Source organism: Streptococcus sp. 27098_8_12, from assembly GCF_041432115.1.
Taxonomy (GTDB): Bacteria; Bacillota; Bacilli; order Lactobacillales; family Streptococcaceae; genus Streptococcus; species Streptococcus parasanguinis_V.
In genome coordinates this window covers 46,676-57,746 of sequence record NZ_JAPVZA010000017.1, presented here as the reverse complement: position 1 = coordinate 57,746, position 11,071 = coordinate 46,676, and the positions used below count along the sequence as shown (strand labels likewise).

General features: G+C 42.1%; 12 protein-coding genes. 10 read left to right on the top strand and 2 right to left on the bottom strand.

Translation table 11 applies throughout. The features are described 5' to 3' along the window. Nucleotides 1-142: 142 nt before the first annotated feature. From pgk to glnA, 4 genes are all read left to right on the top strand, one after another. Complete coding sequence (pgk, locus tag O3629_RS08110; protein ID WP_003008876.1) at nt 143-1,342, top strand: phosphoglycerate kinase; 1,200 nt, start codon at nt 143-145, stop codon at nt 1,340-1,342. Between the two features lie 269 nt (nt 1,343-1,611). After that, complete coding sequence (locus tag O3629_RS08105) at nt 1,612-2,145, top strand: aromatic acid exporter family protein (protein ID WP_070466639.1); 534 nt, start codon at nt 1,612-1,614, stop codon at nt 2,143-2,145. A gap of 67 nt (nt 2,146-2,212) precedes the next feature. Continuing rightward, nucleotides 2,213-2,572 carry a MerR family transcriptional regulator gene (locus O3629_RS08100; RefSeq protein WP_003008872.1) on the top strand — a complete coding sequence of 120 codons (360 nt, stop codon included), beginning with the start codon at nt 2,213-2,215 and terminating at the stop codon, nt 2,570-2,572. 39 nt (nt 2,573-2,611) lie between these two features. After that, entirely contained in the window at nt 2,612-3,958 is a 1,347-nt protein-coding gene (gene glnA / locus O3629_RS08095) for a type I glutamate--ammonia ligase (protein WP_049474644.1), read from the top strand. A 251-nt stretch (nt 3,959-4,209) separates the two neighbouring features. On the opposite strand, the gene rnjA is transcribed toward glnA, so the two are convergent. Together rnjA and O3629_RS08085 are read right to left on the bottom strand one after the other, a co-directional pair. Further along, nucleotides 4,210-5,892, bottom strand: a complete 1,683-nt coding sequence (gene rnjA / locus O3629_RS08090; RefSeq protein ID WP_003008868.1) for a ribonuclease J1 — start codon at nt 5,890-5,892, stop codon at nt 4,210-4,212. Nucleotides 5,893-5,895: 3 nt separating this feature from the next. Beyond that, entirely contained in the window at nt 5,896-6,126 is a 231-nt protein-coding gene (locus O3629_RS08085) for a DNA-directed RNA polymerase subunit epsilon (protein WP_003008866.1), read from the bottom strand. 292 nt (nt 6,127-6,418) lie between these two features. Between O3629_RS08085 and tsaB the strand changes: the two genes are divergently transcribed. From tsaB to O3629_RS08055, 6 genes are all read left to right on the top strand, one after another. Beyond that, nucleotides 6,419-7,102 (top strand): tRNA (adenosine(37)-N6)-threonylcarbamoyltransferase complex dimerization subunit type 1 TsaB, encoded by a 684-nt coding sequence (tsaB, locus tag O3629_RS08080; protein WP_371609003.1) that lies wholly within the window; start codon nt 6,419-6,421, stop codon nt 7,100-7,102. Further along, complete coding sequence (gene rimI / locus O3629_RS08075) at nt 7,099-7,536, top strand: ribosomal protein S18-alanine N-acetyltransferase (protein ID WP_024054742.1); 438 nt, start codon at nt 7,099-7,101, stop codon at nt 7,534-7,536. The genes tsaB and rimI overlap by 4 nt, the downstream gene beginning before the upstream one ends. Beyond that, nucleotides 7,526-8,536, top strand: a complete 1,011-nt coding sequence (gene tsaD, locus O3629_RS08070; protein ID WP_024054743.1) for a tRNA (adenosine(37)-N6)-threonylcarbamoyltransferase complex transferase subunit TsaD — start codon at nt 7,526-7,528, stop codon at nt 8,534-8,536. Before rimI ends, tsaD begins: the two co-directional genes overlap by 11 nt. A gap of 137 nt (nt 8,537-8,673) precedes the next feature. Beyond that, on the top strand, nt 8,674-9,666 hold the full coding sequence (locus O3629_RS08065; protein ID WP_195327001.1) for a hypothetical protein: 993 nt from the start codon (nt 8,674-8,676) through the stop codon (nt 9,664-9,666). A gap of 45 nt (nt 9,667-9,711) precedes the next feature. Then, nucleotides 9,712-10,269 carry a hypothetical protein gene (locus O3629_RS08060; RefSeq protein WP_195327000.1) on the top strand — a complete coding sequence of 186 codons (558 nt, stop codon included), beginning with the start codon at nt 9,712-9,714 and terminating at the stop codon, nt 10,267-10,269. A gap of 126 nt (nt 10,270-10,395) precedes the next feature. Next, the gene (locus O3629_RS08055; RefSeq protein ID WP_195326999.1) at nt 10,396-11,064 is read left to right on the top strand and encodes a DUF443 family protein; all 669 of its coding nucleotides are present in this window, start codon (nt 10,396-10,398) and stop codon (nt 11,062-11,064) included. Nucleotides 11,065-11,071 lie beyond the last annotated feature (7 nt).

Below are 11,071 nucleotides of genomic sequence, written 5' to 3'. Positions count from 1 at the left end.
AAACCAGAGAGGTTTGATCTTGTATTTAGAAGTGTCGTTCGGATCCTGTGAATTAGAGGGGAAAAGCATTGGATTTTTCTACCTCTTTTACAGCTTTTGTGATATAATTATCATGTATTAAAAAAAGAAGGAGTCATATCTAATGGCAAAATTGACTGTTAAAGACGTTGACTTGAAAGGGAAAAAAGTTCTCGTTCGTGTTGACTTCAACGTTCCTGTAAAAGACGGCGTGATCACTAACGATAACCGTATCACTGCAGCTCTTCCAACTATCAAGTACATCCTTGAACAAGGTGGACGTGCAATCCTCTTCTCTCACCTTGGACGTGTAAAAGAAGAAGCAGATAAAGAAGGTAAATCACTTGCTCCTGTAGCTGCTGACTTGGCTGCTAAATTGGGTCAAGAAGTGAAATTTATCCCAGGTGTTACACGTGGTGCTGAATTGGAAGCAGCTGTTAACGCTCTTGAAGATGGACAAGTTCTCTTGGTTGAAAACACTCGTTTCGAAGATGTTGACGGCAAGAAAGAATCTAAAAACGATCCTGAACTTGGTAAATACTGGGCATCACTTGGAGATGGTATCTTCGTAAACGATGCATTCGGTACTGCTCACCGTGCACACGCATCTAACGTTGGTATCTCTGCAAACGTTGATAAAGCTGTTGCTGGATTCCTTCTTGAAAACGAAATTGCTTATATCAAAGAAGCAGTTGAAGCTCCAGAACGTCCATTCGTAGCTATCCTTGGTGGATCTAAAGTATCTGACAAGATCGGTGTTATCGAAAACTTGCTTGAAAAAGCTGATAAAGTCCTTATCGGTGGTGGGATGACTTACACATTCTACAAAGCACAAGGTATCGAAATCGGTAACTCACTTGTAGAAGAAGACAAATTGGATGTTGCGAAAGCTCTTCTTGAAAAATCAAACGGCAAATTGATCTTGCCAGTTGACTCAAAAGAAGCAAACGCATTTGCTGACTACACTGAAGTGAAAGACACTGAAGGTGAAGCAGTAGATCCAGGATTCCTTGGTCTTGATATCGGTCCTAAATCAATCGCTAAATTCGACCAAGAATTGACTGGTGCGAAAACAGTTGTATGGAACGGACCTATGGGTGTATTTGAAAACCCTGACTTCCAAGCTGGTACAATCGGTGTGATGGACGCTATCGTGAAACAACCAGGCGTTAAATCAATCATCGGTGGTGGTGACTCAGCTGCTGCTGCGATCAACCTTGGCCGTGCAGACAAATTCTCATGGATCTCTACTGGTGGTGGTGCTTCTATGGAACTCCTTGAAGGTAAAGAACTTCCAGGATTGGCTGCTCTTACAGACAAATAATCTAAATAGAATGAAAAGAGGCTGGGACAAAAGTCCTAGCCTCTCAATTATTTTTGGATTGTCGAGCAAGACGCAGTGGTTGAGTGGGCTCTACTAGGCTGATTTCATCAGCTTTTACAGCCCTACTCAACTGTGCGGAGGTGGGACGACGAAATCGAATTCTAACGAATTACCGATTTCTGTCCCACTCTCTTTTTTCTTTCTATTGATAACTGTTCTCTCCTTTCTGAAAATATGGTAGAATAATAGAAATAGAAAGATAGGTGACCATGGATTACTTTAAACGACACAAATTTGATTGGTCCAAATTCCGTTTGGGGATGAGAACCTTTAAAACAGGGATTGCCGTTTTTATTGTACTACTTATTTTTGGAATATTTGGCTGGCGAGGCCTTCAGATCGGGACTTTGACAGCTGTTTTTAGTTTGAGGGAAGACTTTGATAAGAGTGTCCACTTCGGGGCTTCGCGTGTCATGGGCAACAGTATCGGAGGTTTTTATGCTGTATTGTTCTTCCTTTTAAAAACGCTCTTTCATGGGGCGTATTGGGTGACTCTGATTTTTGTACCTATTGCGACCATGTTAACCATTATGACAAATGTCGCTATGAATAATAAAGCAGGAATTATCGGAGGAGTTTCGGCAATGCTGATCATTACCCTCTCGATTCCTAACGGAGAAACCTTCTTGTATGTTTTTGCCCGAATATTTGAGACCTTTATTGGTGTTTTCGTTGCGATTTTGGTCAATTCGGATGTGGATCGCATTCGCGATTTTCTCAAGAAACACAAAAAAACTATGTAAGATTATATAACATTTAATCTTGACATAGATTTTTTTTTCGATATAATAGAATAGAAAGAGGAATGGTATGAAGGAAAAGGAATTACGACGCTCGCTGGCAGTCTTTCCGATTGGCAGTGTTATGAAGCTGACCGACTTGACAGCTCGCCAGATTCGTTATTATGAAGATCAGGGATTGATTTCTCCTGATCGGACAGAAGGCAATCGCCGCATGTATTCGTTGGACGATATGGACCGCCTACTTGAGATCAAAGATTATATCTCAGATGGCTTCAATATTGCGGATATTAAGAAGAAATATGCGGAAAAAGAGCAAGAGCAAACCAAGGTTGTCAGTCAAGAAGAGATCCGTAAGGCTCTTCATCGTGACATTCTTCAGCAAAGTCGCTTCACATCTTCCCCATCGCCATATGGTCAATTTCGTTGATCATTTCATAAGCTTGTAATCTATTTTAAGGAGACAAAAATGTCAATTACTGCTGCAGATATTCGCCGTGAAGTAAAAGAAAAAAATGTTACTTTTATTCGCTTGATGTTCTCTGATATTTTGGGAACCATGAAGAACGTCGAAATTCCAGCTACCGATGAGCAACTGGACAAGGTTCTTTCAAACAAAGCCATGTTTGATGGTTCTTCTATCGAAGGATTTGTCCGTATCAACGAGTCAGATATGTATCTTTACCCAGATTTGGATACATGGACAGTCTTCCCTTGGGGAGATGAAAATGGTAGCGTAGCTGGCTTGATCTGTGATGTCTATACGACAGAAGGAGAACCATTTGCAGGAGACCCACGTGGCAACTTGAAACGTGCCCTTCGTCATATGGAAAAACTTGGATTCAAATCCTTTAACCTTGGACCAGAACCAGAATTCTTCCTCTTTAAGTTGGACGAAAATGGAGATCCAACTCTTGAAGTAAACGACAAAGGTGGCTATTTTGACTTGGCTCCAACAGACCTTGCAGACAATACTCGTCGTGAAATCGTAAATGTCTTGACCAAGATGGGCTTTGAAGTAGAAGCTAGTCACCACGAAGTAGCCGTTGGTCAGCATGAAATCGACTTTAAGTATGACGAAGTGCTCCGCGCTTGTGACAAGATCCAAATCTTTAAACTCGTTGTGAAGACCATCGCTCGTAAACACGGCTTGTATGCAACCTTTATGGCCAAACCAAAATTTGGAATTGCCGGATCAGGTATGCACTGTAATATGTCTCTCTTTGACCAAGATGGCAACAATGCCTTCTTTGATCCAGAAGATCCAAAGGGCATGCAATTGTCAGAAACAGCTTATCACTTCTTGGGTGGTTTGATCAAGCATGCCTACAACTTTACAGCGGTGACCAACCCAACCGTCAACTCTTATAAACGTTTGGTTCCTGGATATGAAGCACCTGTTTATATCGCTTGGGCAGGACGCAACCGTTCCCCATTGGTCCGTGTGCCAGCATCACGTGGTATGGGAACTCGTTTGGAATTGCGCTCCGTAGACCCAATGGCCAATCCTTATGTAGCCTTGGCAGTCTTGCTTGAAGTCGGCCTTCACGGGATTGAAAATAAAATCGAAGCACCTGCTCCGATCGAAGAAAATATCTATGTGATGACACCGGAAGAACGTAGAGCAGCTGGAATCACAGATCTACCTTCTACCCTTCACAATGCCTTGAAAGCCTTGACAGAAGACGAAGTGGTGAAAGCTGCCTTGGGTGAACACATCTACACCAGCTTCCTTGAAGCCAAACGAATCGAATGGGCAAGTTATGCGACCTTCGTATCTCAATGGGAAGTAGACAACTATTTAGATCTTTATTAAGAAACAAGAGTAAAGAGGCTAGGACAAAAGTCCTAGCCTCTCAATTATTTTTGGATTGTCGAGCAAGACGCAGTGGTTGAGTGGGCTCTACTACGCTGATTTCATCAGCTTTTACAGCCCTACTCAACTGTGCGGAGGTGGGACGACGAAATCGAATTCTAACGAATTACCGATTTCTGTCCCACTCTCTTTTTGATCCTCAAAAGGTTACTATAAAATTAGTTGAAACAGTGGTCTCAACTGGTTGTTTTTTAATTTTCGTCATCTGGCGTGAGAATCATTGGAATAATGATAGGTTCACGTTCTGTGCTCTCGTATAAGAATGGGCGAAGGGCATTGACAATCGCACCATTGACGGTTTGGATATTGGCATCTTTGTTCTTCAAGGCGATACGAATAGCATTGAAGAGAATGCGTTGGCTTTCACGAATCAGATCTCCTGATTCACGCATGTAGATAAAACCACGGCTCAAGATGTCTGGTCCAGCCAGGATCATCTTCGATTTGAAGTCAACAGTCGCAACAGCAAGCACAACACCGTCTTCGGAAAGGTCTCTCCGGTCACGAAGAACAGCAGCCCCGATTTCCCCGATGCGGTTTCCATCGACATAGATATCTTGAGCATTGAAGCTTCCTGCGATCCGAGCAGAGTTAGCTGTAAGAGCGAGGACATCACCATTACTCATGATGAAGATATTGTCTTTTTCTACTCCACAATCACGCGCAAGTCCTGCGTGGATCTTCTGCATCCGGTATTCACCATGGACAGGCATGAAGTATTTTGGTTTGATCAAGCGGAGCATAAGTTTTTGTTCTTGTTGCCCCCCGTGTCCAGAAGTATGGATGTTGTTGATCTTCCCGTGAATGACGTCGACACCCGCTTCAGAAATCGTATTGATCAATTTATTCACACTGGTTGTATTACCAGGAATCGGACTAGAAGAGAAGATCACGGTATCTCCTGGTTGGAGTTGCACTTGGCGGTGCGTTCCGTTGGCAATCCGAGAGAGGGCTGCCATTGGCTCTCCTTGGCTTCCTGTACACATGATCAGGATTTCATTGGCCGCATAGTCTTTGATCTCATTTGGCTCGATAATGGTTCCAGCAGGGACCTTGATATAGCCAAGCTCGATTCCGTTGACGATGGCTTTTTCCATGGAGCGTCCAAAGACGACGATCTTACGACCTGTCTTAACTGCTGCCTCAGCAGCTTGTTGAAGACGGAAGATATTCGAAGCAAAGGAAGCAAAAATGATGCGCCCGTGGATGCCTTCGATGATCTTCATAATGGATTGGCCAACCACTTTTTCAGAGTTGGTAAAGGTTGGGACTTCTGCGTTGGTTGAGTCTGAGAGCAGGCAGAGAACGCCTTCTTCCCCAAGGGCCGCCATACGATGGAGGTCAGCCGGTTCTCCAACAGGTGTGAAGTCGAATTTGAAGTCTCCGGTACAGACAATCTTTCCTTGAGGGGTGTGAATCACAATCCCCAAAGGTTCTGGAATCGAGTGAGTCGTACGGAAGAAGGTTGCTTTAAGATTTTTAAATTGAAGCTCAGTGTTTTGGTTGATTTCGTAGAGTTTGGCATCACGAAGAAGGCCGTGCTCTTCTAATTTTCCACGGATCAAGGCAAGCGCCAAAGGTCCAGCGTAGATAGGGACATTGGCTTGCTTTAAAAGGAAAGGAATCCCACCGATGTGGTCTTCGTGTCCATGGGTAATGAGGACCGCTTTGACGCGATCGATATTATCAACGATATAAGAGTAATCTGGGATGACATAGTCGATCCCAAGGAGGTCATCTTCTGGAAATTTGATCCCGGCATCGACAATGATGATTTCATCTTGGTATTCGATCCCGTAGGTATTTTTTCCGATTTCTCCAAGGCCACCAATGGCAAATACACCAACTTCTTCAGGTTTTAAGGTATAAGCCATGGATTAGTACTCCGTTAGTTCAAAAGCACCTGACTCTTTCTCGTAAGCAAGGTGTTGCTCAGAAAGTGGTGTGATAAATTCAATGTTGAAATCTGTGTTTGCTTCAACCAATTGACGTGCTTGGATACGTCCTTCGCGTTCATTTGGTGCATCAATATCGAGATAAAGTGCATGCGTGGTTTCACGACGAGGGTTCCGGTCTTTTGTTTCCTGATAAAAAACTTTGTAAATCATGAAGTAATTTTCCTTTCATTATTTCGGTCTATTTGTTAGCTGCGAAGGAGTGCAATCACTAGAGTTTCCTACTCGCAACTAGTGGACCTGATTCGATACAATTAATTATTATTATATCATAAATTCGCCTGTAAGTAAAAGATAGACTGGAAAAGTCAGAAAGGCAAAGACCTATAATAGAGAAGCTTTTAAGCGGTTTTGGATAGGAAAATCCTGCGTTCTAGAGGAGAGTTTCGCTGGGATTTGAAGGGAATTTGTTGTATAATATAATCCAGTTCAAGAGGAGTAGGAAATGAAATTATTAGCATTTGATACCTCGAGTAAGGCTCTTTCTGTAGCGATTTTAGAAGATGAGACTCTACTTGCAGAAACAACATTAACCATTAAAAAAAATCATAGTATTACCTTGATGCCGGTCATCGATTTTTTGATGCAACAAATCGACTTGACACCCAAGGACTTGGACCGGATCGTGGTGGCAGAAGGTCCTGGGAGTTACACTGGACTGCGCATTGCGGTCGCAACCGCAAAGACCTTGGCTCATACCTTAGGAATTGAATTGGTCGGGGTTTCGAGCCTCTTAGCCCTAGTGCCAGATGATCTAGAAGGTTTGGTAGTGCCTGTCATGGATGCCCGTCGGAACAACGTTTATGCAGGTTTTTACCAAGATGATCAGCTGGTCGCACCAGAAGGGTATTTTCCATTTGAGGAAGTCCTAGAGCATGCAGCGACGAGTGAGCAGGTCACCTTTGTCGGAGAAGTCACGGCCTTTAAGGAGCAGATCGCCTCTAGCCTGCCAAGGGCTGCTTACTATGAAACGCTGCCAGATGCAGTGAAAATCGGACGTCTCGGTCTCAAACAAGCGACTGCTAGCCTCCATGATTTTGTCCCTCATTATCTCAAACGGGTCGAAGCAGAGGAAAATTGGCTCAAAGACCACACGGAAACAACGACCTCTTACATCAAGCGTCTATGATGAAAGGAACAATCAAGAAAGGGAGCAGCCAGGATGCGGCTGCCATTCTCGCTGTCATGGAAGATGTCTATGAAGCGAGTCCCTGGAAGTTGGAGCAGATTGAAGCCGATTTAGAGCAGGAATCGACCTCCTATTTCCTAGCTGTGGATGAAGGACAAGTCCTTGGATTTGTCGCCATTCAAGAGACTCTCTATGAAGCAGAGGTCCTACAGATTGCGGTCAAGCGCGCCTTTCAAGGCCAAGGCCTAGCTCAGCAGTTACTCGCGCAGTTGCCGGACCATAAAGAAATTTTCTTAGAAGTGCGCGTGTCCAATCAACCGGCCCAAGGCCTATACAAAAAAATGCATTTTGAAGAAATTGCACGGAGGAAAAACTACTATCACGATCCCATAGAGGATGCTGTGATCATGAAGAGGAACCCAAATGAAAGATAGATATATTTTGGCTTTTGAGACATCTTGTGATGAGACCAGTGTGGCTGTCTTGAAAAATGACGACCAACTCTTGTCCAATGTCATTGCCAGTCAAATCGAAAGTCACAAGCGTTTTGGTGGGGTGGTGCCTGAGGTAGCCTCTCGTCACCATGTGGAAGTCATCACCGCTTGTATTGAAGAAGCCCTGGAAGAAGCCGGTATCACAGAAGCAGATGTCACAGCTGTGGCTGTCACCTACGGTCCAGGCCTAGTTGGAGCTCTTTTAGTCGGCCTAGCTGCAGCCAAGGCCTTTGCCTGGGCGCATGGACTTCCTTTGATTCCTGTCAATCATATGGCAGGGCATTTGATGGCCGCTCAAAGCGTCGAGCCCTTAGAGTTTCCGCTTTTGGCCTTGCTGGTGAGTGGAGGACATACAGAACTAGTCTACGTCAGTGAAGCGGGTGATTATAAGATCGTCGGAGAGACCCGTGATGATGCTGTCGGAGAGGCTTATGACAAGGTTGGGCGCGTGATGGGCTTGACCTATCCAGCAGGACGTGAGATTGATCAGCTGGCCCACCAAGGGGCTGATATCTATGATTTCCCTCGGGCCATGATCAAGGAAGACAATCTGGAATTCTCCTTTTCAGGACTCAAATCTGCCTTTATCAATCTGCACCATAATGCCGAGCAAAAAGGAGAAAGTCTCTCCAATGCAGACTTGTCTGCAAGTTTTCAGGCAGCCGTACTAGACATTCTCATGGCCAAGACCAAGAAGGCCTTAGAAAAATATCCGGTCAAAACCCTGGTCGTTGCTGGTGGGGTCGCAGCTAACCAAGGTCTTCGCGAACGCTTGGCTTCTGAGATCACAGATGTTAAGGTCATCATTCCGCCTCTGCGCCTCTGCGGGGATAATGCAGGGATGATCGCCTATGCCAGTGTCAGTGAGTGGAACAAAGAAAACTTCGCAGGCTGGGACCTCAACGCCAAACCAAGCCTAGCCTTTGAAGGAATTGAATAAGAAAAAGGAGCCAATTGGATGTGCGATTCCAATGGCTTTTTTGCTGGGATCTCACCAACTAGTAGCGGATTTGCGAGGTGAAAGAAAATTCGGTATGATAGAAGGAATAAAACCTAGATGGAAGAGAGGGAAGTCGGATGGTACGAAACAGAAATAAAATTAAACAGAATGTAGTTGTATATTCTAGCTTAATTTTACTAGGAATGGGGTTTATTTTATTTCTTTTTGGTTGCTCAAAATATTTGAAGGAAGATACTAAGAGATCTACTAATGGAGATGAAAATGAATATTTTAATACTTATAATCTTAATGCAGATATCCAGGATTTTCAATTTATCCATGCTAAAAATGGTATAGTAGTTGAATGGAAGTTTGAAAATAATAAAGTAGCAAAAGCAGTCAATTCCCCTGATTGGATTAGAGTAAATCAACATTATCTTGTTAGAGCGAGGGAGAAATTAAGACTAGCGTCTGCCTCTAAAAAAATGAAGTCAGATGAATACTCGTATTTAGATGTCTTTGATTTAACCAATAAAAAAGCCTCTAAGAAAGAAGTTAATGTTTGGAAATTAATGGTTAACTATTTAAAAAATGATAATTTTGAATTGGTTGGAACCTTGCCAACTCTAAGAAGGATAGAAAACAATGATTATGTTGTTATTAGAATAAATGATCAACTAACATATCGTTATTTCTTACTTAATCTTAAAACACTTAAAATTGATAAAGAAACAACGGAAGAAAAATTAAATGAGAAGAATAGAGTGTATCTCTTTATTTCTACCCGTAAAGGTTACACTGCTGGAGTTCTTCCGTTTGATAATGGATTTTGGAAGGAAAAATCTTTCAAAGGGGATATCAATTTAAGAGCGTCTTATCCGACAGCATTTAAACTCTTTTCAAAACCAGAAGGTTTTGCTTATAAAGTGATCAATTCTGAGAATGGTGCCATTACGAATGGGAAAGAACTGATTGATCTAGAAACAGAATTTCTTACATTAGGTTCCTCTGTGTACGATTATGCCTATCTGCCTAAAGAACTGAGTATTGAAAATAAAGATACGAAAATCTCTCAATTCGATGAGATTCAACAGTATTATAATGGTAAATCTGTTTCAAATTGGCACTGAGAGAATTTTTAGGAAACATACAAGGAGAGTGAAAAAGAGGTTGTTATGCAAACAATGATTAATTTAGGGATATGGGAGAACAAGAATTACCATTTTGATTGGGAGGAAAAAATCTTACTAGAAGAGACATCTTCTCCTAACTACTGGTCTTATGTACTTCTCCCTATTACATTATTTATTATCAACAAAATTTCGGATGGATTAGCGGAGGCTGGAATATTTGACAATCAGTTGGTACGACTTGGAACGATTCCAATTTTAGGTGTTATCTCCTACTTCTTAGCTGCGTGGATCATTCGATATTACCATGCAAGTCTGAAATTACAGCCATCCAAGTTGGATGTGGATCAGTGCAAGAAGTTAATCAAGGCATTAAAGAGACGGAAGGTCTACTTTACATTTCTGGTCAATCTTTTTAGGTGCCTAACTGTAGCCGCTATTCTTTTGTTTGTCATCGGAAATGAAACCATTGCAGTACTCTTTTTGCTCATTAGTTTTATAGTGATATTTATGTTTAAATTTGATTATCAATTATCCAAATGGCCTGATATGATAGAGATCATTGCCAAAAAAGTAGAAAAGGAAGATAAGGAAAGTTTCTAAAATAGCATAGGTAGTGAGTTAAGTGAGTGAAGCCTCATCTGGAAGAACGGGAGTCGAAGGAAGCTGAGTTTGACTGCTTTACATGGTCTAGGCTGCTATCCTGAAAGTATGTAGGAAGTAAATAGGATGTTAGAATATAAAGAAACAAGTATTTTCTGTCATCAACTGGTAGAGTACGATGGCAAAAAATTTCTGTTAGATGCTAGTACCATGAAGCCTAAGTTCTATTATTGGGGGTTGCCAACGGAAGCTATCACTGTTGAGATGATGGAAGTAGATAAAAAAGTTACAATTCCAGGCACACCCATCCATAAAATAAATGGAGGAACAGTAGCTATCATAGTCCAGCCATTTGTTGGAGTGGTTTATAGTCTCTTAAAAAAGCTATTCAGTGAGTATGCCATTAGTCAACAAATTTTTCTAAAGATAGTCTTATTTGTGGTTGCCATGCTTATATCTTATGTGCTCTTCCGATGTTCTGTAGAAAAGGCACGTAAAAAGGTCAAGAATCTATTTCCTACAGCAAGGAAGAGATATATTGTGACTTTCAAGCCGATAGCAGAAAGAAAGCAAATTTTTGATGCCCATCTATTAAATCTTGTCTTACTGGCCTGTTTAGCTATGTATTTATTTAATAATAATGGTCAAGAAGGTATCTTTTTAGTGATAGGCGGTATTCTTACAGCTTTTCTATTGACCTTCGAATTTGGTAAAGTTCCAGTTCTTTTAGGAGCTAAAACAGGGAATTTAAGTCTTGATAGTGTAGAAGAGATCATCATTGAAAAAAGTAACTAGAATAGAA

Coding starts and splice junctions, on each gene's coding strand:
- pgk (WP_003008876.1), top strand. CDS start 143: ATGGCAAAATTGACTGTTAAAGACGTTGACTTGAAAGGGAAAAAAGTT.
- O3629_RS08105 (WP_070466639.1), top strand. CDS start 1,612: ATGGATTACTTTAAACGACACAAATTTGATTGGTCCAAATTCCGTTTG.
- O3629_RS08100 (WP_003008872.1), top strand. CDS start 2,213: ATGAAGGAAAAGGAATTACGACGCTCGCTGGCAGTCTTTCCGATTGGC.
- glnA (WP_049474644.1), top strand. CDS start 2,612: ATGTCAATTACTGCTGCAGATATTCGCCGTGAAGTAAAAGAAAAAAAT.
- rnjA (WP_003008868.1), bottom strand. CDS start 5,892: ATGGCTTATACCTTAAAACCTGAAGAAGTTGGTGTATTTGCCATTGGT.
- O3629_RS08085 (WP_003008866.1), bottom strand. CDS start 6,126: ATGATTTACAAAGTTTTTTATCAGGAAACAAAAGACCGGAACCCTCGT.
- tsaB (WP_371609003.1), top strand. CDS start 6,419: ATGAAATTATTAGCATTTGATACCTCGAGTAAGGCTCTTTCTGTAGCG.
- rimI (WP_024054742.1), top strand. CDS start 7,099: ATGATGAAAGGAACAATCAAGAAAGGGAGCAGCCAGGATGCGGCTGCC.
- tsaD (WP_024054743.1), top strand. CDS start 7,526: ATGAAAGATAGATATATTTTGGCTTTTGAGACATCTTGTGATGAGACC.
- O3629_RS08065 (WP_195327001.1), top strand. CDS start 8,674: ATGGTACGAAACAGAAATAAAATTAAACAGAATGTAGTTGTATATTCT.
- O3629_RS08060 (WP_195327000.1), top strand. CDS start 9,712: ATGCAAACAATGATTAATTTAGGGATATGGGAGAACAAGAATTACCAT.
- O3629_RS08055 (WP_195326999.1), top strand. CDS start 10,396: ATGTTAGAATATAAAGAAACAAGTATTTTCTGTCATCAACTGGTAGAG.